The organism is Pseudovibrio exalbescens DSM 16456 (assembly GCF_000422785.1).
GTDB classification, from domain to species: Bacteria; Pseudomonadota; Alphaproteobacteria; order Rhizobiales; family Stappiaceae; genus Pseudovibrio; species Pseudovibrio exalbescens.
Map to the genome: position 1 here is coordinate 50,730 of NZ_AUGS01000017.1, position 22,527 is coordinate 73,256.

At 54.0% G+C, this 22,527-nt stretch carries 17 protein-coding genes; 5 read left to right on the top strand and 12 right to left on the bottom strand.

Annotated features, from left to right (window positions below):
• Positions 1–218: 218 nt before the first annotated feature.
• The 3 genes from G512_RS0112280 to nrdD all read right to left on the bottom strand — a co-directional run bounded on the left by G512_RS0112280 (position 219) and on the right by nrdD (position 5,000).
• On the bottom strand, positions 219–2,198 hold the full coding sequence (locus G512_RS0112280; RefSeq protein WP_036489706.1) for a hypothetical protein: 1,980 nt from the start codon (positions 2,196–2,198) through the stop codon (positions 219–221).
• 99 nt (positions 2,199–2,297) lie between these two features.
• Positions 2,298–2,858 (bottom strand): anaerobic ribonucleoside-triphosphate reductase-activating protein, encoded by a 561-nt coding sequence (nrdG, locus tag G512_RS20980; RefSeq protein ID WP_208975012.1) that lies wholly within the window; start codon positions 2,856–2,858, stop codon positions 2,298–2,300.
• A 21-nt stretch (positions 2,859–2,879) separates the two neighbouring features.
• A complete protein-coding gene (gene nrdD / locus G512_RS0112290; protein WP_028481983.1) occupies positions 2,880–5,000 on the bottom strand; it encodes an anaerobic ribonucleoside-triphosphate reductase in 2,121 nt (706 codons plus the stop codon).
• A gap of 584 nt (positions 5,001–5,584) precedes the next feature.
• On the opposite strand from nrdD, the gene G512_RS0112300 reads away from it, so the two are divergent.
• Positions 5,585–6,748 (top strand): helix-turn-helix transcriptional regulator, encoded by a 1,164-nt coding sequence (locus G512_RS0112300; RefSeq protein ID WP_028481984.1) that lies wholly within the window; start codon positions 5,585–5,587, stop codon positions 6,746–6,748.
• Positions 6,749–7,068: 320 nt separating this feature from the next.
• On the opposite strand, the gene G512_RS0112305 is transcribed toward G512_RS0112300, so the two are convergent.
• The 3 genes from G512_RS0112305 to G512_RS0112315 all read right to left on the bottom strand — a co-directional run bounded on the left by G512_RS0112305 (position 7,069) and on the right by G512_RS0112315 (position 10,979).
• Positions 7,069–9,078, bottom strand: coding sequence for a BCCT family transporter (locus G512_RS0112305; protein ID WP_028481985.1), 2,010 nt, complete (start codon positions 9,076–9,078; stop codon positions 7,069–7,071).
• Between the two features lie 378 nt (positions 9,079–9,456).
• The gene (locus G512_RS0112310) at positions 9,457–10,395 is read right to left on the bottom strand and encodes a DMT family transporter (protein WP_028481986.1); all 939 of its coding nucleotides are present in this window, start codon (positions 10,393–10,395) and stop codon (positions 9,457–9,459) included.
• Complete coding sequence (locus G512_RS0112315; RefSeq protein ID WP_028481987.1) at positions 10,392–10,979, bottom strand: TetR/AcrR family transcriptional regulator; 588 nt, start codon at positions 10,977–10,979, stop codon at positions 10,392–10,394. Before G512_RS0112315 ends, G512_RS0112310 begins: the two co-directional genes overlap by 4 nt.
• 596 nt (positions 10,980–11,575) lie before the next feature.
• On the opposite strand from G512_RS0112315, the gene G512_RS0112320 reads away from it, so the two are divergent.
• The 3 genes from G512_RS0112320 (at position 11,576) to G512_RS0112330 (ending at position 14,640) form a co-directional block, all read left to right on the top strand.
• The gene (locus tag G512_RS0112320) at positions 11,576–12,607 is read left to right on the top strand and encodes an ABC transporter substrate-binding protein (RefSeq protein ID WP_028481988.1); all 1,032 of its coding nucleotides are present in this window, start codon (positions 11,576–11,578) and stop codon (positions 12,605–12,607) included.
• A 583-nt stretch (positions 12,608–13,190) separates the two neighbouring features.
• Complete coding sequence (locus G512_RS22580) at positions 13,191–13,403, top strand: hypothetical protein (protein ID WP_228130507.1); 213 nt, start codon at positions 13,191–13,193, stop codon at positions 13,401–13,403.
• 238 nt (positions 13,404–13,641) lie between these two features.
• On the top strand, positions 13,642–14,640 hold the full coding sequence (locus tag G512_RS0112330; protein WP_051269292.1) for an alpha/beta hydrolase family protein: 999 nt from the start codon (positions 13,642–13,644) through the stop codon (positions 14,638–14,640).
• A gap of 734 nt (positions 14,641–15,374) precedes the next feature.
• On the opposite strand, the gene G512_RS0112335 is transcribed toward G512_RS0112330, so the two are convergent.
• Positions 15,375–16,280 (bottom strand): LysR substrate-binding domain-containing protein, encoded by a 906-nt coding sequence (locus G512_RS0112335; protein ID WP_028481991.1) that lies wholly within the window; start codon positions 16,278–16,280, stop codon positions 15,375–15,377.
• A 256-nt stretch (positions 16,281–16,536) separates the two neighbouring features.
• On the opposite strand from G512_RS0112335, the gene focA reads away from it, so the two are divergent.
• Positions 16,537–18,012 carry a formate transporter FocA gene (gene focA, locus G512_RS0112340; protein WP_036489708.1) on the top strand — a complete coding sequence of 492 codons (1,476 nt, stop codon included), beginning with the start codon at positions 16,537–16,539 and terminating at the stop codon, positions 18,010–18,012.
• Positions 18,013–18,411: 399 nt separating this feature from the next.
• On the opposite strand, the gene G512_RS0112345 is transcribed toward focA, so the two are convergent.
• The 5 genes from G512_RS0112345 to G512_RS22425 form a co-directional block, all read right to left on the bottom strand.
• Entirely contained in the window at positions 18,412–19,380 is a 969-nt protein-coding gene (locus G512_RS0112345; RefSeq protein ID WP_028481993.1) for an SLAC1 anion channel family protein, read from the bottom strand.
• A gap of 145 nt (positions 19,381–19,525) precedes the next feature.
• A complete protein-coding gene (locus G512_RS0112350; RefSeq protein WP_143181359.1) occupies positions 19,526–20,167 on the bottom strand; it encodes a hypothetical protein in 642 nt (213 codons plus the stop codon).
• A gap of 1 nt (position 20,168) precedes the next feature.
• Positions 20,169–20,663, bottom strand: coding sequence for a hypothetical protein (locus G512_RS0112355; protein ID WP_028481995.1), 495 nt, complete (start codon positions 20,661–20,663; stop codon positions 20,169–20,171).
• Positions 20,660–21,832: a hypothetical protein gene (locus G512_RS0112360; protein ID WP_143181358.1), complete on the bottom strand. Its 1,173-nt coding sequence runs from the start codon at positions 21,830–21,832 to the stop codon at positions 20,660–20,662. Before G512_RS0112360 ends, G512_RS0112355 begins: the two co-directional genes overlap by 4 nt.
• 104 nt (positions 21,833–21,936) lie before the next feature.
• A complete protein-coding gene (locus G512_RS22425) occupies positions 21,937–22,347 on the bottom strand; it encodes a helix-turn-helix domain-containing protein (protein ID WP_073833071.1) in 411 nt (136 codons plus the stop codon).
• Positions 22,348–22,527: the final 180 nt, after the last annotated feature.

Sequence of the window (22,527 nt, forward strand, 5' to 3'; positions counted from 1 at the left end):
TAAAAAAGAAGTAGAACCTACTTCTGAAGATAATAATAGAATTGAATTCTATTCAGTGCTGAGTTGAATAAACTCATGCTCGTTTGCTTCAAGCTTGGGCGAGTTTTTTCCGCTCTTAAGGGGTCTGCGCGGACAACCACTCCGAGAAACCGGAGGGACCGGAACAAATTTAAGGTTATTTCGGAGCTTCAGGTATATCACATCGGCCTCTTTTCATGTCATGGCCGGCGCGTTTGACCCACAACAGGTGTATGGACCGGGGTGGCGATTCCATAGATGACTGCAATGCTGCCTCCGCCCCGCCAAATCCTGCGCGGTGCCGTTAAAGCATCGTCGTCCGACAGGCTGTTCAGGCCGGCCCATGTGTTGGCAATCCATAGGTTCCCGGCTGTATCGGTGGCGACATCGCTGACGTTCTTGATGCTGCCACTTTGAAAGCTATGGAGTGGTTCGCCCAAAGCTGTTGTCAGCGAGGTTTCGGCCCGTTGAACGCCGGCGAGCAAAACGACGCTTCTGTTCCACAAGCTTGCAACCCACACATCATCATTACCATCAACAGACAGGCCCCAAGGCACATCCAGGGCACCTGCTGCGGCAAACCCTTCCTCGTTGACCAGCGAGGCATCGGGGCGGATCAAGTAAATCTGGCCCTGTGGTTGTGCGGGTTCCTGCTGTTCCAAAAGGTATGAGACCAGTGCTTCGAAAGTGGCCAGAGGCGGGGCATCTTCCGGTGTATCCGGGAGTGTGGTTCCGGCAGACAACGCACTGGCAACCCAAATATTTCCCTGAGAGTCCAATGACAGATCGCGAGGTGCGCGCGGCACCTTGATTGCCGTTGTGGCACTAGGGTCGCTTGCGTTGAAACGGATTACGGTATCTCCGGCCGCATTGGCGACCCAAACTCGATCTTGATCATCAACCTCAATGCCATGAGGCCAGTTTAATCCGTCCACGACAATGATCTTGCCGTTTCTGGTATCGCCATTGCGAAACAGAACCAGTTGGTTGCCGGGGCCATCTGCCAACCAGACATCTTCACTCGCAGCGGCCGACAGACCAGTGATGACTTGCAATTCACCGCCGAGGTTTGAGTCCGCTGCCGTGCCGACCGGTTCTCCGGCCCAGTTGAACTTTACGATCGTGCCATTAAGTGCGCCTGCCCAGAGGCCGTCATAGGTAACTGCCAGTCCCCAGTCCACGCCGTTGAGCGTATCCGCCGTCCATCCTGTTGGTGCTGGTGAAACCGCTTGTCCATAAGGGCGCATTTTGGCCACGCCACCGCCGATCCCTTGTCCGGGTGAGGAGAGTGAGCCCGGCATCCATATTTGACCGCTCCAGACATTGCCCCAACGGTCGATGGCGAGGCGGGCTGGTGCGTCAATGCCACCACCGGCAAAGGCAAGGATCATGGCAAAGTCGCGGGGCGGGAAATCAAGGTAAGGCAAGAAAGGCGTTGGGCGCGGCTGGCCGTCCCCAGGTGCAGGATAGGCTTCATCAAACAGCTTGAAGGCCTCATCTGCGTTTTCCCATGGCTGTTTGGCCAGTGCAGCCAGCACATCAATTGTTGTCGGCGGTGCAGATCGGTCCTGCTGGTTGGGGCGGGCGAGTTGAAACAGCCGGGTTTGCCAATCAGGGTCGGCGTCACGGGCGAGGCTGGTAATGAGGCTTGCCAGCGTATTGAGTCGGGCGAGGGTCTGGTTCTCGCCGGTGTTCAGAGGGTCAAGAACTACAGATCCCCAGCGTCCGGTGGTCGGGTCTACCAGGTTCGGCGTATTACGCGCGGCAATCAGCAGGCCTAATTCGTTGCCGCGGATATCCGTGCCATTCATGAACTGCGCGTGGGTGAACACCGTAGCGACGGTGGTCAATTCGTTGAGAACCACTTGCTCTTGCAATTGAGGGCCGATGGCGGCCATCAGAACCAGTTGCTCGTTATCCACCTGCGAGGCCGTCAGATAAAAGAGGCCGTTTTCGATCGCGCCTTCCAGTTGGGAGAACGAGAAGGCGCCTTGGGCATCGGTAACCGAGGCTGCGAGTTGATCAGCCCCTGCTTCGCCATTGGTCTGCCAGAGGACCACTGGCGCTCCTTCCAGTGGCTTGCCATCCAGCCTGACCTCACCTTGCAGTTGGGCTGCCACCAGTGGTTCTGTCAGCAGGGCAAGAAGGGCGAGGGCACCGAAACACGCAGTGATCTTCATTGGCATTCTCCGGCCTTTTTAACAGGCACTATAGCGCGGAGATGGCAAAAAGCATCAAGCGGTTTGTAAAAGGGTTTACGTTACGCAGGTTTGACAGTGTCAATCAGGTAATGCGGCGGGCAATCGCAAACCCTTGGGTGTGGACAGCAGACCCTCATCGGATGGGGTGTAGGTGCAATCGGGGATGCCCTGACAATGCACGTCGATGATGCGCTGGTTCGAACTCCCGCGCCATTTGAGGCGAGGATCATGCAGGGCTTGCACGAATTTGCCGTCAATCAGGACGTCAATGTCATGCAGAACTTCGCGTTGAGCGCTGGTCATGCTTTCGAACGTGTAGCCAGTCCAAAGCCAGATATCCTTGCCTGGAGCTTCTCGGCGAACCCGCGCAACCAAACGAGCGATGGCCTCGACATTTCCCGGAAACAGCGGGTCACCACCCGAAAGCGAAAGGCCGCGCCGCTTGATGATTGGATCCGTGAGGTCCGTGATGATCTGATCTTCTGCGGCCTCGGTGAAAGGCAGTCCGCTTTCGGGCTTCCATGTCCGTGCGTTGTAACAGCCCGGACATTTGTGCACGCACCCGGACACGAAAAGGGTGCAGCGTGTACCGGGACCGTTCACCACATCAATCGGGTAGTACTGATGGAAATTCATCATGACCTCACTGACCAGAGCGGCTCAAAGGTGCTTGACGCGCCTTTTGACTTCTTCCTGCTTGCCAAAGTTGAAGGGGCGCGCATCCGGGTTGCCCAGATAGCCACAAACCCGACGGATCACAGAGACACGGCCCGGATTTCGATTGCCACAGCTGGGGCACTCAAATCCTTTGCTGGTGCAGGTAAATTCACCAGTGTAGCCACAGTCATAACACTCATCGATTGGTGTGTTGGTGCCGTAATACGGAACGCGCTCGTAGGAGAAATCCCAAACGTCTTCCAGCGCCTCCACGTTGCGTTGCATGTTTGGAAACTCGCCGTAACAGATGAACCCGCCTGAAGCGAGGGCCGGATAGGGCTGCTCAAACATGATCTTGTGGTAGGGCGAAACCTTCTTTTCCACGTCCAGATGGAACGAGTTGGTGTAGTAGCCCTTGTCTGTGACCCCATCGATCATACCAAAACGCTTGGTGTCCAACGCACAGAAGCGGCTGCACAGGTTCTCCGAGGGAGTGGAGTAAAGGCTGAAGGCATAACCGCTTTCCGCTTTCCATTGGTCCACGGCCGCCTTGAGCCTGCGAACGATGGAAATCGCTTTCTGCTGCAAGGCGTCGTCGTCATAAATGTGCGCCTTGTTGCCATAAAGCGCGTTGATCGCTTCATGAATGCCGATGTACCCAAGCGAAATGGACGCGCGACCGTCCTTGAAGATTTGAGAGACGTCATCATCTGCTTTGAGGCGAACGCCGCACGCGCCTTCCATATAAAGGATTGGGGCCACGCGTGCCTTCACCCCTTGCAGGCGTTCGATGCGGGTATTCAATGCCCGGTGGGCCAGCTCAAGCCGCTTGTCCAGTAGCTCGAAAAACCGATCCTCATCGCCTCCAGCCTCCAGTGCGATGCGTGGCAGGTTCAGGCTGACAACGCCCAGATTGTTGCGTCCATCATGGACGAACTCACCATTCTCCTCAAAGGGATTGAGGAACGACCGGCATCCCATCGGTGCCTTGAAAGAGCCTGTGACCTCCACAACGCGATCGTAATTGAGAATGTCGGGATACATGCGCTTGGCGGCACAATCCAACGCCATCTGTTTGATGTCGTAGTTCGGGTCACCCTCGCGCAGGTTCAGCCCGTCCTTGATGGTGAACACCAGCTTGGGGAAGATTGCCGTCTTTGCATTTATGCCCAGACCTGCCACCCGGTTCTTCAAGATGGACTGTTGGATCATTCGGGATTGCCAACTGGTGCCAAGGCCAAAGCCAAGAGTTACGAATGGTGTCTGTCCATTGGCCGTGTGAAGCGTATTGACTTCGTATTCGAGTGACTGGAAGGCGTCATAGCATTCCTTCTCGGTTCGCTCTTGTGCATAGGCTTCCGGGTTCCGAATGTCCCATTTGTGCGCAACGGCCAGATGTTTGTCGTAGCTCGCAGTGACATATGGAGCCAAGACCTCATCGATGCGGTTGATGGTCGTTCCGCCATAGATGTGGCTGGCCACCTGCGCGATGATCTGCGCTGTTACCGCCGTGGCCGTGGAGATGGACTTCGGGGTGCCGATCTCCGCGTTGCCCATCTTGAAGCCGTTGGTCAACATGCCTTTCAGATCAATCAGCATACAGTTGAACATCGGGAAGAAGGGGGCGTAGTCCATGTCGTGGTAGTGGATTTCGCCACGTTCATGGGCCTGTGCAATATCCCTTGGCAGGATGTAGCGCTTTGCGTAATGCTTGGCGACAATCCCAGCCAACAAGTCGCGTTGGGTCGGAATGACCTTGCCGTCCTTGTTGGCATTTTCGTTCAGTACGTCAGCGTTGCTCTGATCGATCAGGCCGCGGATTTCTGCATTCAGGTGGCTGGTTCGCTCTCGAGCAATATCTCGATCATGGCGGTACTCGATATAGGCACGAGCGGCCGACTTGTGAGGTCCGGCCATGAGCAAGTCCTCGACAGCGTTCTGGATCGCGTCGATATGGACTTCGTCCGTATCCTTGAACTGCTCAGTTACGGCATTGGCTACATCTTGTGCGTAGGCCGCTCCCATTCCTTCTGCGGCGGGGGCAGCGTTTAACACAGCGTCTTTGATCCGGGACGGGTCAAATGACACACGGCATCCGTCACGCTTGATGACTACGGGTCTCACGAACAGCTCCAAATGCGGGTAAATTTCAGACGCGCTCTTGTTCGCTCGTTTTGCCGTTGGATAACAATATGTAGTAGATACTAACCGACCAAAACCCTAGATCTTATGCGGATTGCGGCGGAAATTTGTCGTGGATTGAGCTCTGTCCAAAAAACGTGCTTGACGCTGATCTGCGCTTTTTGGGTGTGCGTTCAGATCGTCTTGCGGCTGCCAGCGGTGCCCATGGAGAAACCGGGATCGGCTTATACGCTGAAAACAAAAAGGAAACCACGATTCCTTTTGATGTTCTCCCCAAACATCCCCCCAAGGGGTGATTTGCAAATCACCTGCTTGTCATGTTGCGCCCATTAATCCAGCAGGTTTTGAACGAGCATGGGAAGAGCCATCTACCATGGGTGCTCTACACATTTGCGCAACTTGCCATATGTGGTTCGATGCCAACACTGTTTGATCAGTGGTCATTGCGCACAATTCGAGTTACAACAGTTCAAGGGTTTCGTTGAGGGGCATCAAAACGGAGCCTTACTGCCGGAATGGGGCTGTGGCAGTCTGGAAAAATTTGGGTTCAGTTTGACAGGGGTAGAATGGACCAATTAGCTGCCGAGATCGTGCAACAGATCTATGCATGCCTGATGAATGGGGATCCGCTTAAAGAGGCACTTCGGCCCTTGGCCGCGCGGCACAGCGAGGTCATATTTGCATTTCGTGTTCAGCGACAAGGCGGCGATGGTGCAGAGTATCCCTATGTGGAAACGTTGAACGCTGATCCTTCGTTTCTCGAAGACTTCAATCGTGTTGCGAAGGAAAATCCCAACAACGATGTATTGCTGAGTGCTCCTGTTAACCGACTGATGCGGCTTACAAGCTACAAATCTTTCTCTTCGGTGGAGAACACGGCATACAATCACGAGTTTTTGCGAAACCACAACTGCATCGAAAATTCCTCCTGCATCATCCTTAAACGGGAAGGAAAGGATACTGCGCAAATCAACGCCAACATGCCGCGCGGCTATGGTGGTTCCTCCCTGAACTCCCTTGAACACACGATGGAGGCAATCCTGCCGTTTGCGCAGTCTGCCTATGAGTTGTCGCTGCAGCAGTTCAGGCGCCGGGCGCAAGATGCCCTCAGCCATGCCGAAGCGTTTTGGTTGGAGCAGCAGCCCACGCCATCCATTATTGTGGGGCGCGGTGGGCGCGTCAAAGTGATGAACAAGCGCGCCATACACTACCTGAAACAAAGCAGGCAGTTGGTGCTGAGCACTGCGAATGTACTCGGTGCCGCGCAAAGTTCAGATCAAGTGGCGTTGGATGGTCTTATTTATCAGACCTTGGAAAAGCGCTTGCCCGCAGGGCCTTTGATCCTTTCCAACGAGAACGGGCCAGGCCTCATGATGTCGTCCTTGCCCCTCCATTCCTATTATGAAGCGCCGGATTATCACCGTTTCCTGATGGTGGAAGGGGAATTGGCACTGATATCGCTTTTCGACCCAACAGACGTGCCGAGGGCCAATGAGGATTTGGTACAACAGGTTTTAGGGGTCACAGCCAAGCAGAGTGCGTTGATACTCGGTCTTGCCAATGGCGACAGCTTGCGCGATAGCGCTCGCAACCTGAACATCAGCTACAATACCGCTCGAAACCATATGCAGAATGCGATGGGGCGAGTCGGCGCTGGATCCCAAACTGAAATTGTGCGCCTTGCAAGCACGATCATGGCGAATGCGGCGCGGTTCGATAATCGAGGCTAATCGTATAATCATCCTAAAGTATAGTGAAAAAGCAATAATAAACGAGCCGTATTAGTGCAATTGCATCATGCGGCGCAGCACCAATTTGCGGTATGCATTTCCCATATTCGATGGGCATTTTTTTGGAGCCCAGCCCCACGGACGGGTGACGCCTATATTACAAGGCTTTTAGCTGCACACGATCAAAGATCGTTTCGCACTACTGCACACACCCGTCTTCCGCCACAGAAGACGGGTGTTTTTTGTGGGATGCGCCACTTCCACAAAAAAGCCCGGATCAGAAGATCCGGGCTTCTTGGTATCGGAAGGATTTTTGAGGGTTAGACCAGTTCGGCGTGTGACAAGTGAAGGTACTGCAAGTACCGCTCGTACTGGGTCACAACGTCAGCGATGATCTGCTCTTCCGTGTATCCCATCACGTCGTATTCCTGACCACCCTGTTCCAAGAATACCTCTACGCGATAGTAGTAGGTGCCATCGTCCTGTTCGGCGCGGGCCTCTTCTTCCTCTTCCGTTTCCTCATCAACCACGAGTTCCCCCGGTCCCATGGCCAGTGCGGTTGTAAAGTACCGCTTACGCAACGCATATACGAAGACGCTTTCATCGGATTGGGAAATCTCGAGGCGCAGGTTGGTGATGCCTTTGAGAGAGACCTTGAAGCCCTGTTCTTCGAACTCCGAGCGCACCTTCTCAAGAGCAGGCTTGGCAACCGTGCGCAGGTAATTGTTCACGTCCCGGCGCGTGGGTTGCGCATTCAAGGTGCGAATGCGAGTTTGCCAATCCACGGAGGTCTTGCTGTATTGAACGGTTGTGTGGTGCATCTGAACATTGCGCATGCGCAACGCATCATCCTGCAAGGCTTTATAAAGGCCAAAACACATCACCATCATGACCAGCACGAAGGGCAAGGCACTCACGATCGTTGCCGTTTGCAAGGCGGCAAGTCCGCCGGCCCACAGCAACACAATAGCCACCAAACCCTGCAGAAGGGCCCAGAATATGCGCTGCCACACCGGTGCATCGGTTACGCCGCCCGAGGTCAGGCTGTCAATCACGAGAGAGCCGGAGTCCGAGGATGTCACAAAGAACACCACCACGAGCACAATCGCTATGCCGGAGAGAATCTGCGTCAATGGCATGTATTCAAAGAACTTGAACAGAGCCACGGAGACATCCGTGTTTACAGCCTCTGCCAGTTCTTGGGCGCCATTGTTCATGATCAGGTCGATCCCGCTGTTGCCAAAGACGGTGAACCAGATCAACGCAACGCCCGTTGGGACAAACAGGATGCCAACGAGAAATTCTCGGATGGTACGACCACGGGAAACCCGGGCGATAAAGGTGCCCACGAACGGCGACCACGAAATCCACCAACCCCAGTAAAGCAGGGTCCAACCGCCGAGCCAGGCGTCCTTGCGGTCGTAGGCGTAAAGGTTGAAGGTCTTGTTGACCAGATCACCAAGATAGGAACCGGTGTTCTGGACCAGCGTTTGCAACAGGCTGACGGTTGGTCCCACAATCAGGATCAGAAGCAAAAGGCTGAATGCCAGAGTCAGGTTGAGTTCCGACAGTTTTTTGACGCCGCGATCCAAACCGGAGAACACGGAGGCGGTTGCCATCAGCGAGATCACTATGATCAGAACAATCTGCACATTCACGCCAATCGGCAAGCCGAACAGATAGTTCAGGCCGGCGTTCACCTGCATGGCGCCATAGCCGAGTGAGGTCGCAACACCGATCAACGTACCGATGACCGCAAAGATATCGACGGTGTGACCAATCGGGCCGTAAATACGCTCACCAATAATGGGGTAGAGTGCCGAGCGCGGTAGCAGCGGAAGCTGATGGCGATAGGTGAAATAAGCCAAGGACAACGCGACAACCGCATAAATTGCCCAAGCATGCAGACCCCAGTGGAACATGGTGATCTTCAAGGCTTCCCGCGCCGCTGCGATGGACTCCGGGTCTACATCAGGCGGTGCCAGAAAGTGCATGACCGGTTCGCCAACACCGAAGAACACCAGACCAATGCCCATGCCAGCGGAAAACAGCATGGCAAACCAACTGGTGTATTTGTAGTCCGGCTCCGCGTGGTCCGGGCCCAGTTTGATATCGCCAAACCGGCTCATCATTACAAAGACAATGAAGATGAGAAAGATCGCTACGCCGAGGATGTAAAGCCACCCGACATGCGTTTCGATCCAGGTTTGTATCGACTGATAGAACGACTGGGATGCATCAGGCCATACGGCACCGGTAATCACCAGCAGTGCAATCATAAGTACAGAGCCCACGAACACGGGTGGGCTAAACTTATAGTGAATTTTCATTGGGTTTCGCCAAGTAATGTCGCTCGGCCACGCGACGGTACCAAGTATGTCTAGGTTATTTTGAGTATTTCCGGGGCTTTACCTTGGCCGAGGCTGGTTACATAAGCAGCACCTGCCTAATGCGGTATCCGCATGCTTACGTATCCCGGAGCGTTCCGACAGATTTCAACGGGCTGCAATGCCCCGCGCGAATGCCTAGCTGTTTTTCGTGCGGACCGTCCTGTTGGTTTCGGGTTCTCAATGCTCAGGCGTTCATAAATCGCGCGCTTTTTACACGAATTGCGCGCTCGGTCCAACACAAAAATGCATCTGGCAAATGATGAATCTTCTTGGCGCCGCGAAGAATGTTTGAAACCAATGAGGTAGAGCTGGTGCGGATTAGTGACGCAAGGAGATATTTTTTCTAATGACCCGAGTCAGGCGATGGGCTGGTGTTGTGATCCAGACCAGACAGAGGGTCACGAGGCCAATGCCCAACCAACTGGCCAAGGACAAACGTTCTCCTACAACAATTACCGCAAGGAGCGTGGCGATAACGGGTTCAAACAGTGTGATGGTCGTTGCTATGCTGGCCTCCACACGGGCAAGGCCATATCCAAAGGCAAGGTAGCCAAGGAACATGGGGACCACCGCCATGTAGAAACCCGCTGCCAGATTGGTCCAGGATTGGAAGAAGGGCGCACCGGTTGCCATCAGGACGGGCAACAGCATCAGGCCGCCACTGCCGAATAGCGCTCCCATGACGGTGCGGGTGGGAATGTGATGCAGCATGAGGCGGCGGGCGACCCAAGAATACAGTGCGTAGGTTAGGCCGGCCCCAAGGCCCAGCCCAATTCCCAAACTGTTTGTGGCGAGAGGGGGGCTAGCTGCAGGTTCGTGTCCCAAAGGAGCCATCAGGGCGATGCCGGCAACGCCAAGGGCTGCGCCAATCATCCATCGGCTCGTCAGCCGAGACCCATCAAAAATCATCTCCAACAGGGCGGCGAACAACGGTGCGGATCCAATTGAGACCACGGTTCCGATGGCGACCCCGGCAAGGCGCATGGACGCGTAAAACGCCAAGGGGTAGACCGCCACAGCAAATCCGCCCAACACCAACAGCGGGAGGTGCTGTCGTAGGTGGTTCCACGCTGGAATAAGACCGGGCAGGGCAACCGCCGCTTGGAGCAAGCCTCCGCCGGTCATGGCCGCAGCGCCAATTGCGATGGGGCCGACAGCAGGGGCAAAAGTCGCCGCCGTCCCGGTTGTGCCCCAGACGAGGGCTGCGAAAAGAATGCTGGCAATGCCTTTGGTAAACGGAGAAGTGGGTGCGCTCATGGGGTATCCAGTAGGCTGCTGGCCATGTCGCGCGCTTCCATGACGCTGGCATTGGAGCCCTCCAATCCTGCCCGGACAACCGCGCCTTCCAGTAGAAAAGCAAGTTGGCGGGCCAGAGGACGGGCGTGATCTGGTGCAGTACGGCGATGGTCCGCAACATGCTCGCGAATAATGGCTTCAACAGCCTCCTTATGCTGTCGCACTGCTTCGCGGACCGGATGCAGCTTGCTCAGTTCAGCTGCTGCATTCAAAAGGCCGCAACCACGAAAGCCATACACATAAGCCGCCGCCGCGTGGTCCGCATAGGCATCGAACACAGCGAGCACTCTATCCTTGGGCGTGGCCGCCGAATTGTATCTGGCTTCATAAAGAGCCAACCATTCGGCATGTCTGGCTTCTATATAAGCGCACACCAAGTCCTCCTTGGAGGAAAAGTTGTTGTAGAGGCTTTGCTTGGCTACGCCCGCCGTTTGCGTAATGGTGTCGATCCCAGTGGCTGTGATGCCGTGCTGATAAAACAGAGACGCTGCAGCTTCGAGCAATCGCTCCCGGGCAGTTCTGGAGGGAGTGGTGGGTTTGGGCATTTGATCCCTGCTCGTTTTTCGAAGCTCTAGGTAGACCAGTCTACCTAGAGCGGTCTGCCTGCCAATCCTACTATGGGAGGAGCTGGAACGGCATTGGGCTTGTGTGCACAGGGGGAGGTCGGCTTTTGTTAAAGGCGTGGGCCCCCGTCCGACTGCTACCGGAAATCTCAACTGTCCTGAAGCCCACGCTAAAGACGACCTTTGCGTTATGATTCAACGCTGTTCCTGTTATAATTGTAGGTGGTTTTGTGTTTCTTACGCTTCGGCATATGAGCGAAATTTACACGTACCATGAAAAATATTAGTGCTTTGATTAGCGTTCTTTTCCAAGTTATTGGAGGTAATGGGTTCCCTGCAACCATGGAAAAACGAGCGATATCGGTTCATGTTTTTAAACAAAACAAACATATTTCCATAAATTTAAATTTGACGTTGTTGTTTACTTTGATAATGACTTCAATTTATTTCCTGTCTAATGAAAATAAACGCTCATAAACTTTCAGGGTTCGCTGTTCGTTATTTGGGGTCGTTTTACAACATTACTTGTATGGTGTATAACAGCGCCGTTTTTCAACGCTTAAAGGAGAAGTTATTACATGAGATCTATTCAGGTTGCTGCCGCGGCTTTGGCGATGTCTGCTGCTTTCGCCATGCCTGCTGGCGCCGCAGAGGCGCAATGTGAGATTGACCGCCCTGTCGTCTTTGCAGGTCTCGATTGGGACTCCAACGCGTTCCACAACTCCGTAGCTCAGTTCATCCTTGAAAAGGGCTATGGCTGCGAAACGGATTCCATCCCTGGCTCCACAATTCCGCTGTTGAACGGCATGGTTCGTGGCGATATCGATGTCACCATGGAAGTTTGGAAGAACTTGCTGGGCGATGCTTTGCCGCCGGTTGAGGAAGCTGGACAGGTTGTCAATCTGGGTGTCAACTTCCCGGACGCGGTTCAGGCTTGGTTCGTGCCGAAGTACCTGGTTGAAGGCGAAGATGCCCCTGCAAAGGGTCTGAAGAGCGTCTTTGATCTGCCAAAATACAAGGACGTATTCGCTGATCCGGAAGAGCCCGGCAAGGGCCGCTTCTACAACTGTATCGCAGGGTGGGGCTGTGAAGTCGTCAACACCAAGAAGCTCCATGCTTATGGTCTGGCCGATGACTTCGTGAACTTCCGTCCGGGTACGGGAGCGTCTTTGTCTGCTGCGATTGAATCCAGCGTGATGCGCGAAAAACCGATCGTTTTCTATTACTGGGGCCCAACCTGGGTTCTGGGTAAGGTTCAGGACAAGCTTGTCCAGCTGGAAGAGCCGGAATTCGATCAAGAGGTGTTTGATGCCTTCAACGCGGAAAGTGATCCAACTCAGGTCGAAGCCGCGGTGGCAACACCTTTGACCAAGATCTATACCTACGCGAATTCGGATTTTGTCGAGGAAGCACCTGCCATTGTTGAGTTCTTGAAGAACTACGAGACCAAGAGTGCAGATATCTCGAAGGCTCTCGCATACATGCAGGAAACTGGTGCTTCGACAGACCAGGCTGCAATCGAGTTTCTGAAGAACAATGAAGACCTTTGGTCAAACTGGGTACCGGGTGATGTGAAAGATCGCGTCGCAACGGCTCTCGAGAACAGCTAAGCGTTCATTGCCTATGCTTTACCGGTGGTCCCCGAACCCCGGTTGAACCAGACGACAGAGCCCGGGCCGTCAGGCCCGGGCTTTTCTTTTTGCTTGCAAGTCCCGCTCGTTTTATGGCGTGGCCATCTGGATGGTTTCGGCGCTGCGAATCCATAACGAGGTAGACTTGAAGTGCGGAAACGGTTGTTTTGCCGCTTAAATGCCTGATACTTCAGGGAAAAGTAGGCGCATAGCCCTGCGTTTATCTGATGGTAGATCTGCGTTTCATGCAAGGCGGCTGGCCTTTGGGCGGAAAAGCGTCCTACAAGGTGCCGGCACTTTAGGGTGTATGCCCACATTTCAACCTGTTTGCCCGCACCCATTTTCTTACTAAGTTATTGTTATTACAATATTAAACGATTTAACTCTGCCTGTAAGCTATGCAAATTGTGACAAATTTTTGCAGATGAGCTTTTGAGTCATGCATGAAACGCATGACGGAATTGCGTTTCCGTCTGTTTTTATTCGTAGGCCATTCACTCATATTGAGGCCGTAAACAAAACGGCGCTGCAAAAGGTGCCTCACTTCAGAAGGGAAATTGAAATGTCTGTAACGACTGTATTTGACGGTGCTTTGAACACCAAGCGTAGTGGTAAGTCTGTTGTTGCTCGCTTTTTTGCTAATGTAATCCGTGCACGTGAGCTTCAGGCTCAGCGTCAGGTCGCTGAAACTCTGTTGAAGCTGGACGATGCTTCTTTGGCCGCTATCGGTCGTGACCGCGCTACGCTGCGCAAGGAACTGGCTGCTGCGAGCTAAGCAGACCAGACAGGATTTTGTGTAAACGGCGACCAGTAGCCCGATCAGGGCCAGACAGCCTCAAAAAAACCTCGGCTTCCCTGCAAGGCTTAGATGGCCTCCCGGAAGCGGAGGTTTTTCTTTTTGTACTTTCTCTTTCAGTGACACAAAGAGAACCCGGCGCTGTAATGACTGTGTCGTGCCTTTCAGATAGACCCGACGTGTACTCGCTTTTAGCGGCTTTTGAGAGGTTTCCATCATGTTCAGGTTCTTTGGCCTTGTGTCGGCTGCATTGTGTGTTGCCATATCGCTTGCAAAAGCGTCACCCAAAGCGGTGGACTATGAAGCCGGTATCACACAGTTGGTTGTCCGTTCTGATGGTGAAGACCTGTCAACGTTGGTCTGGTATCCGACGAATGATGTGCTGGCGTCATGGACGATGGGGCCTTTCAAGGTCAATGCGACCCGGCAGGCGCAAGCGGCGGCAAAGGAACGTTTCCCTGTTCTCTTGCTATCCCACGGTCACCAGTCAGATCCTTTGGCCCATCGAGATCTGGCTGCAACATTAGCGCGTCATGGTTTCATCGTAGTGGTTCCAACGCATACGGGTGATGCGTTTGGTACCCCCATGCAGTCTTTGGCTACAGTAATGAGGAGCCGACCAAAGCAGGCCAGCGCCGCCCTTTCCGCTGTATTGCGCTCCGAAACGTTCGCCCGCCACGTTGATGCTGATCGAATTGGTGCAATCGGCTATTCCGCAGGCGGATATACCGCCTTGATCCTGGCGGGGGCACAGCCGGACTTTAAGCGGGCTGCTGCGTACTGCTCTGGTGAGGGAGCGCGGGATGTGGGTTCATGCCTTCAGAAGGGGGCGGCTTGGTCCAGTCCGGGGATGGCGGATCTGCAGTCATGGCAACCGGCAGCAGACGCCCGCATCAAGGCGTTGGTGCTGCTTGAGCCCCACGCGATTATGTTTGATATCGCCGGTTTGCAGGAAGTGGAACGGCCCCTGCTGCTTGTTGGGGTGCAGGACGATAGCCTTATGCCGGCAGCCCTGAACACGGATCATGTGGGACAGGCCCTTGATGTCACCCCTGTCGAGATGCCGGGCGCTCATTTCGTGTTCGTTGACCCATGCCCGTTGGCCCTGATCGAGAAGGCTGCCGTCATTTGCAAGGATGCGCCGGATGTTGACCGTGAGAGCGTGCATCGCGAATTGACGAGCCAGATCGTCGAGTTCTTCCAAGGCCACTTGTAGAACAACTGCTTGTATGGCGCATGGTGAGTGGTTTGCGACTAAAGTAGGCCATTCATCACAAAGACCTGAAGGTAAGCTTCAAGGTTCCTTATGAATTGCAGCGGGCATCCGGCAAATGCTGCGGCCTGGTTCATCAACAAGACACATGGTGTACGCTGCCTCCCTACAGATGATTGTCTGCTCCGAATCTCTCAGTTTAAACAATATGTTATGGGATCAGGGTCAATCTATCGACTTTGCTGATGCATCCTACCGCCGGCCGCGCAAAAGATTTTTGCAATCTTTTTCGAGAAAGGAGGCGGCTTGTGCTGCGTATTTATCCTAGTTATTGCGTGAAAAGGCCTAGGGAAAACAACGGCTTGCAAAGGTCGCCCTGTTCATGAGCAGAGGAAACCCGTTTCAATTTTTCTGATAGGTCTTAGGTTGGCGGCGCTGACGTTAAGGGCATATCCGGGAGATTCTACCTAGGAACAAAAATATCCTTCTATAACAATGATATAGGTTTAATTACAGGAGTTGAATGGCGTCCTGATCTGCGACTTTATCGCGTGCATTTCCCATATGAACAGACCGGTAAGTCAATAAAAATGCCCCCTGAAAACGATAGTTCAGGGAGCATTTAGTGTTATATTCCAGATATTTATGAGATCTTCTCTGATATCATCAATTTGGTATAGATATATCAATCAAATCCATGAGCCTTGTATCAGGACATCTGATAGAATACGCGCCTGTCACATCTTGATGCGGCTGTGTTTGATCATCCGCTTGGCCTCGCGAATAATCACCTCTTTCAGGGGGTTTTCTTCCGCATTTGTGCGCCAAACAAATGACAGAGGACGTTCGATCTGAATCTCTGGAACGTTCAGCGCGACGAACTCACCACTTTCAATAAACTTGATGACATCCAGATAGGGCAAGCAACTGATATAGGGGCCGTTTGCGATCAGGGAACGCAGCACGGGCACGTGCTCGTATTCTCGCCAGACATCAAGGTCATCAATGACGCCGAACAAGGCCGCATCAAAGATGGCGCGCGTGCCTGATCCCGGCTCGCGAAGTACCCATTTTGCTTGCTCCAGCTGCGTCAGGCTGACCCGTTCATAGGCCGCGTAGGGGTGGTGCTTTGAGGCAACGATGACAAGGTGATCGTGGCACCAAATGTCTTGCTGCAATCGGCTGTCGTCACACCGGCCCTCGATGATGCCCAGGTCATAGCGGAACTCGCGCACGCCTTGAGTGACTTTTTCCGTATTATGGACCTCCACATTGATGCGGAGCTCCGGAAATTCCCTATCAAGATTGCTGATAAGATCTGGCACAAGGTGCTCAGCGCCGGTCTGACTGGCGCCGACGGAGATCTCCCCGCTGATAAGGTGTTGATCATAAAAGCCAAGTTCGATTTCCTTGGCATCGAACAAGAGCTGTTTTGCTCGCGGCCGGAGCCAATGGCCCCAGTGCGTCAGTACCAGACCGCGTCCCTGTCGTTCGAACAGGGGGCGTCCCAGCGTTTTTTCCAACTGCGACAACGCCATGCTGGCTGCTGACTGGGTCAACGCCAGCTTATCAGCTGCCTGACTGACGCTGCCGCTGCTTGCAACGGCGTCAAATACCGCCAATTGCTTCAACGAATAGCGCATTTATTTGTTTTCCTAAGTGCCCGAGTGAGCTTCCGATACGAGGCAGAGCGTCGGATCCAATGTTCGCATGGTCCATCAATTCTACTGAAACCCTTCTAAAAAACAATCAATTTTACTTGCCGGTCGGGTTCGGGCTTAGTGGGGTCATCCCAAGCGCAAACGGAGCGCTAACCCGAAGGAGATCAACGAGTTATGCACGCAGCTTTTCATAAGTCCAAGCGTCGCTTCGGCTCTCTGAGACAGAAAGGAGAGCTGTATGGCATCTGAACTGAAAGTGGTTGAACTCACGCAGTTCAGTCCGTTGGAGATGATGCAACAAGCCGAGCAATACGCTTCCTCCAAAACCTCGAAGCCTACGGCCATGACCCTCGGACTGGCAGTCATGGCTGGCGTATTCATCGGCCTTGCATTCGTCTTCTACATCACCATCACCACCGGCAGCGACGCTGTTGGGTGGGGGCTAAGTCGGGTCGCCGGAGGTTTTGCCTTTAGTATGGGCTTGATACTGGTGGTCATCTGCGGAGCCGAACTTTTTACAAGTTCCGTCCTCTCAGCGATTGCCTGGGCCAACCGACAGATTTCGACGGCCAAGATGGTGAAGGGTTGGATGAAGGTCTATGTCGGCAACTTCTTTGGAGCCATGCTACTACTCCTATTGGTTGCATTGGCTGGCCTTCACCAACTCGACCACGGGCAGTGGGGTTTGAATGCCCTCATGATTGCTCAGCACAAGCTGCACCACACGCCGATCCAGGCATTTGCCCTCGGCATTCTGTGTAACATGCTGGTTTGTCTGGCAATCTGGATGACGTTCAGTTCCACGCAGATGCTGACGAAAGCCATGATGGTGATCCTCCCCGTGGCCATGTTTGTCAGCACCGGTTTCGAACACAGCGTTGCCAACATGTTCATGGTTCCGCTGGGGATCGTAATTCAAAACTTCGCCACCCCGGAATTCTGGGAGGCGGTCGGGGCCACACCCGGACAGTTCAGCGACTTGACGGTCTACAACTTCATTGTTGCGAACCTGATCCCTGTGACACTCGGCAACATCGTTGGGGGCGCGGTACTGGTCGGCCTCAGCAACTGGCGGATCTATCAGTTCGCCAAACCGAAATATCCTGAGACGCAGATCATGCGCCTTTTCGACAAGCAAGCCGCACCGACTGGAGAGATCAAGATGCTTAAAGATAACCTGCTCATCGAAACCATCATGCAGAACGAGCCGATCACTCTGGCTCCCGACCTGGCAGTTCGCAACGCATTGGACCTGTTGCTTGACGCCAACCTGAACGGCGCCCCTGTTGTCGACAAGGACAAGCAGTTGCTCGGCTTCTTCTCTGTCCAGGATGTTCTGGTTGAACTGTGGGTCAACGACTACATGCCGGAAGCCGACCGTCAGGTGCAGCATCTGATGCGTCGGGAAGTGGAAACCGTGGAAGCTGATGACAGCGTTCTGCAACTGGCTGAATACCTGGCGGTTGACAAGGAAACCCTCTACCCGACCACCGGCATGGGTTATGCCACTGCAATGACCAGCCTGCCTCTGGCAGATCGTGCGAAAAAGGCCATTGTAAGCCGGCCGCACCAGTATCCGGTCATGAAGGGTGATACGGTTGTGGGTGTTGTGACCCGGATGGATGTCGTCAAGGCGCTGCGTCCGGTCTACGGCGAAAAGATCAACGTTCTTGAAGATGCCCACGAACCAAAGAACAAAGCCATTGCTGGCTAAAAGAGATCCTCTGGTTCCTCCTGCCCAAGTCTCCACATAGAGGAACCAGAGGTGCTTCGCCACGGTTTTGGAAGGGCCGTGGAATGAAGGTAACCCCCCGGTTGGAAGGTCCGGGGGGTTATTTCGTTATATATATCATCGCTCAGATAAGCGTGCCGCGCCACCTATCATAAGTAGAATGGACGGCAATGCGTCCGGATGAAGCAGTCCCTCAAAAAGACTCAGGTCATTAGACCCGATGTGTGCTCACTTCTTCTTGTTTTCAATATAGTTTTCCGCTTTTTATCTTGCCCGATCGTCGGTTCCACGGCGCGCAGTTGTACTTATTATTGAATGCGGGATATCTGCCCTGTTTTGCTGAAGAGGCCCCGCGACCGTGATGATGAAGTAGAGTGGTTTTCACTCAGGAACACAGATCTGACCTCGAGCCATTGCGCGCAGGGTCAGACCAAGCAACAGCGCTATCAGTGCCGTGAGCAGAACAATCAACCCACTTCCCAGCAGCACAAAGATCGTGTGCCCATGAAGGTGACCCATTTTGATGGTGGCGATAGTCAGTGCTGCAAACGGGAATGAGTAGGCCCAGGAAGACAGGAAGAACGGCAACCGAATGAACGTGCTTGCGCTGGTCAACAGGACCAGAGCGATGAAAACGGCGCTGTAGTAAAGCACGCGGGCGAAGATATCCAGTTCTCCGACCATGCTGGTATAGGCGACGAAACCAATTGACGGAGGCGCCAGCAAGATGAACAACATTGGCGTTAACTTGGGTGTCAGTGGCTCATGGAAAAAAAGGCGGTACAGAACGACCGTGAACAGAACGAGCCAGAACAATAGCCCGATACTGAAAAAGAACCAGCTAATCTCCATGAAGCCGAGATGGCTGCCCGTGATTGGGGCGATGATGTTGCCGACAACGGGAATGAACCAACTGGGGTTCACGTGATCCATGGTGTAGTGCGGCTTGTGGATCCAACTGCGCATGACATAGAGGGTGAGCACGATCTGAACGACGGCGCCCGCCGTCCAGAGGCCGAGCGATAAGGCTGGCACGCTTTTCCAGAGGATCGATAGCAGAAGGAGGCTTATGGAGAACGCGGGAAAGAAGTTGAGTTTCACCGGATGGTGTAGTTCCGCGGTCACATGGGCCGGATAACGTAGGATTTTGGTCAGATACAGGGCGGAAACAACAATAAAGACGCCGGAGGCGAGAGCATTCCAGATCCAGCAAATTGTTTCGGTCAGCGGCCAGCCAATGGCATGCCATGAAATGGCAAATCCGCTGAGGCCCATTACAACGGCAAAAAACGAAATCGGGAAGTGCGCAAGCCGTCCTTCGGAGGGGGCGGAGTGGGGTGCGACAGACATGGGAGCTCCAAAGATGCATATTAGATTAATCTAATATGGCGACAATGCTCCTGATGCCAATGAGTTGCAACTTGACTGTTTATCTTACGTGATACCACGCACGCGCGGGAGTGAAGCCCGGCGACGTGTCGCCGGGACTTGGCTGTCAAACGGGATGCTGGGCACCGGCGCCGAGAAAGTGTTCCAACTCGCTGATGCCGGGTAGATGATCCAGATCTTTTTGCAGGGCAGGCTCCTGAAGTAGTTGCGCCAGACCGTGCAAGATCCCAACCAGCACGGCTTGCAAATACGGTGAAAGATGCATTTTACCAATCAGCATACCGGCAAGCTTGCCAAGCAATGGCAAGGCGAAGTGCAGGATCATGTTCTCCGATTTCACGTTATCGAGGGCTTCTGAGATGATGCTTTCAATGGACGCCGGTGGCTTTTGACGGCCTGCAAGGGCTTGTGCCAATTGCTGGTCTACATCCGTGCAGATATCGCGCAGGGCCAACAAAACAGCAATGGTGATTTCGCGCGCTTCACCCGCCGGCACAAGCTTTGGAACGATGGTCCACGCTTCGTCAAGGACGCTCTTGGCCATGTCCAGATCGTTTTTGATTGACCGCCATTCCTCTACGTTCGGGCTGGAAGAGCTGTTCGTCGCCTTCTCATGGACAGGCGTTCCGATCGACGGAGTACCATCATGTCGAGGGTTTTTGCGGGTCTCCTCCGTATGGGCGGCGGTGTAGGGATCATAGCCCGTTTGAAACTGAGAATGCATTCGGGGTTGTGATTGTGGTTGCATGTCAAACCTCTGGCGTTGTTGTTGGTTTTGGTGGAGGTTGGTCGGCTCCGCCGTGCGGCGGTGGAACAAGGCCACGCGCGAGGGTGCGCGCGGCAAACAGCGGTTCGATCCGCCGCATCAAACCCTGTTGAAGGGCGTTTGTGGCGGCGGAGCCGGAGTCAGGTGCCAATGAATAAATCAAGGCTGTTGCACCCAGCTTTCCGAACGTGACGGGCCGCAAGTTGCGCGCCATGCTTTGGGCGAGCTGGTGCGCTTGCTTGCTGCAGGCCTGCAACTGTTGAAGGGTAGGGCTGGTTGGGGCCGCAGATTGGAGCAACGGATGGGCCAGCAAAAGGTCCCGTTCCGTGCGCAGCCGTGCCATGCCGATCGGCGTTTGGATATTTTGGCTGGACACAAGAAACGCAATCCGGATCAGGCCGTTATAATAGTGCCGAATAACCTGTCTTGTTTGCTGCCGGTCTGGAGATGTAGCTGCGGGGCGTGTGGTGCGCGTCATGGGTGCCGCCTCCGTGCCTGTGCTGCACTCAGGGCTGCGCCATGGGGGGCGGATGTCAATTGGGCCAGCAACAAGTGCCAAAGCTCTTGCGGGGCACGGGTTACCGGATCAAGGTCGGCTTGATGAAAGGCGTGTTCAATGACTTGCCAGCGACGATGGGCGGTGCTGGCCTGTTCTGGCGTAATGTTTTGCTGATGGGCTTGCAGGCCCGACAGGTTTATGGACTTGAGGGCAACCTCAAGGGGCGTAAGATCCAGCCACCTTAGAACGTCATGTTCGAGTGGCGCTAGGACATGACGTTTCAGAGCAGAAGGGATCAAAGCCCCCATCTTCTCAGTTACCCATTCGGCACCGTCTTCAATCCACTGTGACAGTTCCGCGCCGCCAGGGATGGCGTTTTCTGCAGCACGAAGGGGTTCGGTGAGTTCTTTGAGCTTGCCAAGAAGAGTGTCCAGATCCTGCTTTACGGCCAAAAGAGCAGGCTGAACCTTGTTCAGATCATTTCTCAAGGTTGCGCTCAAGGGGGGCAGTGCGCGAGAAAACTGTCCGATTGCCGATGCCAACGGCATCAGGTCCGTATTGGTGAGCCGCAATGCGGTCCCAATGGTGCTTTCGAAGTCGGCAACGCCAGCAGGCAGGTTGCCGACACCGAAAAGATGGCCGATGTCCATAAGGACAGTTTCAACCAGTCCGATTAAGCCGTAGGCCTGTGCGAAGTCACCTGCGAAATCTGCGGCATCGTCCACAAAGTCAGCAAGAATATCCAGCGCCTTGGTCAGAGCATCAAGAACAGCTTTAAGCGGAATGACAATGGGATCAATGGTGGCCGTCATGGTTTCAGTCAAGCCATCGATAGTGGCGGTTATTTCCGGCAGAACACCCTGCAACGCAGCGGTAATCTCGCCAATTACCGGCACTTCGTCTGCCAAACTCAAAAGACTTTCAATGCTCGTCACTTCACCAGCGATATGCCGCAGTTGCGCGGAGATGGCGGCAATGTCGCTGGTCACCCCTCTGAAAGTCTTTACCGTGTCCGACAGTGGCGGCAGCAACATCTGCAAAGGATGCAGGTCGTAAGGTAGCTGCTGTAAGTGCTGGTACACTACTGGATTGTAGTAAGCGGGTGTTTTTGCGGGCACAGCGGTGTCCTTGTTATTGTTTTTTCTCATGACACCACCACAAGTGGCAAAGGGGAACCATAAAACGCTTGCGTTTCACGCAAACCCATTGCGTGAAGCACTATTAAATTGCGGATAAAAAGCGCGCTTTGCCGCTAAGGTGATTGCTGGTCCGCATTTTGGGGGCATGCGGGGCCATAAGCTTCCTGCTCGCATCGGTGGTTGGTTGGTGTGCCTCTACCAAGAACCAACCAGTCCAGAGAAACGTCTAGTAATGTGCTGAGCTGGATTAGATGATCTAGTGAGATTTGCCCGCCTTTGAGCCAACGTGAGACTGTGCTCACGTCAACGTTTAACGCGCTCGCCAGCGATAACTGCTTGGTCCAGCCTCGTTCGCTGGCAATGGCATGCAGCCGTGTGCCCCAGTTCGGTGATGAGTAGTCATGGGACGAAGACTTCAGATCAGTGGGCTCCTCTGGAGCAGAGGAGTGGTTTGTAATGTGCTGTGAGGTGCGACTGCGGGCTATGGCAGTGTTGGAACATGAGGCCGTCTGGTTCGGGGTCATCGGTCATCTTGGTTTTGCCGTGGGTTATTGAAAAGACGCCGACCGAAACAATTGGTGAAAGACACCTGAGCAGAATGTGGCTCGCGGGGCCAAATTGAACGAATAACCAAAGAAATTCGATTTGGTTTTACGCCCCAATAAATCTATCCAATTTTAAGTAATGACAAGGAAACAACGGTA

What these genes read in the sequence shown, in the direction of transcription:
- G512_RS0112280 (WP_036489706.1), bottom strand. Translation starts at nt 2,198, where the DNA reads ATGAAGATCACTGCGTGTTTCGGTGCCCTCGCCCTTCTTGCCCTGCTG.
- G512_RS0112355 (WP_028481995.1), bottom strand. Translation starts at nt 20,663, where the DNA reads ATGACGCGCACCACACGCCCCGCAGCTACATCTCCAGACCGGCAGCAA.
- G512_RS0112350 (WP_143181359.1), bottom strand. Translation starts at nt 20,167, where the DNA reads ATGCAACCACAATCACAACCCCGAATGCATTCTCAGTTTCAAACGGGC.
- G512_RS0112300 (WP_028481984.1), top strand. Translation starts at nt 5,585, where the DNA reads ATGGACCAATTAGCTGCCGAGATCGTGCAACAGATCTATGCATGCCTG.
- G512_RS0112345 (WP_028481993.1), bottom strand. Translation starts at nt 19,380, where the DNA reads ATGTCTGTCGCACCCCACTCCGCCCCCTCCGAAGGACGGCTTGCGCAC.
- nrdG (WP_208975012.1), bottom strand. Translation starts at nt 2,858, where the DNA reads ATGATGAATTTCCATCAGTACTACCCGATTGATGTGGTGAACGGTCCC.
- G512_RS22425 (WP_073833071.1), bottom strand. Translation starts at nt 22,347, where the DNA reads ATGACCCCGAACCAGACGGCCTCATGTTCCAACACTGCCATAGCCCGC.
- G512_RS0112305 (WP_028481985.1), bottom strand. Translation starts at nt 9,078, where the DNA reads ATGAAAATTCACTATAAGTTTAGCCCACCCGTGTTCGTGGGCTCTGTA.
- G512_RS0112315 (WP_028481987.1), bottom strand. Translation starts at nt 10,979, where the DNA reads ATGCCCAAACCCACCACTCCCTCCAGAACTGCCCGGGAGCGATTGCTC.
- G512_RS22580 (WP_228130507.1), top strand. Translation starts at nt 13,191, where the DNA reads ATGTCTGTAACGACTGTATTTGACGGTGCTTTGAACACCAAGCGTAGT.
- G512_RS0112330 (WP_051269292.1), top strand. Translation starts at nt 13,642, where the DNA reads ATGTTCAGGTTCTTTGGCCTTGTGTCGGCTGCATTGTGTGTTGCCATA.
- G512_RS0112335 (WP_028481991.1), bottom strand. Translation starts at nt 16,280, where the DNA reads ATGCGCTATTCGTTGAAGCAATTGGCGGTATTTGACGCCGTTGCAAGC.
- G512_RS0112360 (WP_143181358.1), bottom strand. Translation starts at nt 21,832, where the DNA reads ATGAGAAAAAACAATAACAAGGACACCGCTGTGCCCGCAAAAACACCC.
- focA (WP_036489708.1), top strand. Translation starts at nt 16,537, where the DNA reads ATGGCATCTGAACTGAAAGTGGTTGAACTCACGCAGTTCAGTCCGTTG.
- G512_RS0112320 (WP_028481988.1), top strand. Translation starts at nt 11,576, where the DNA reads ATGAGATCTATTCAGGTTGCTGCCGCGGCTTTGGCGATGTCTGCTGCT.
- G512_RS0112310 (WP_028481986.1), bottom strand. Translation starts at nt 10,395, where the DNA reads ATGAGCGCACCCACTTCTCCGTTTACCAAAGGCATTGCCAGCATTCTT.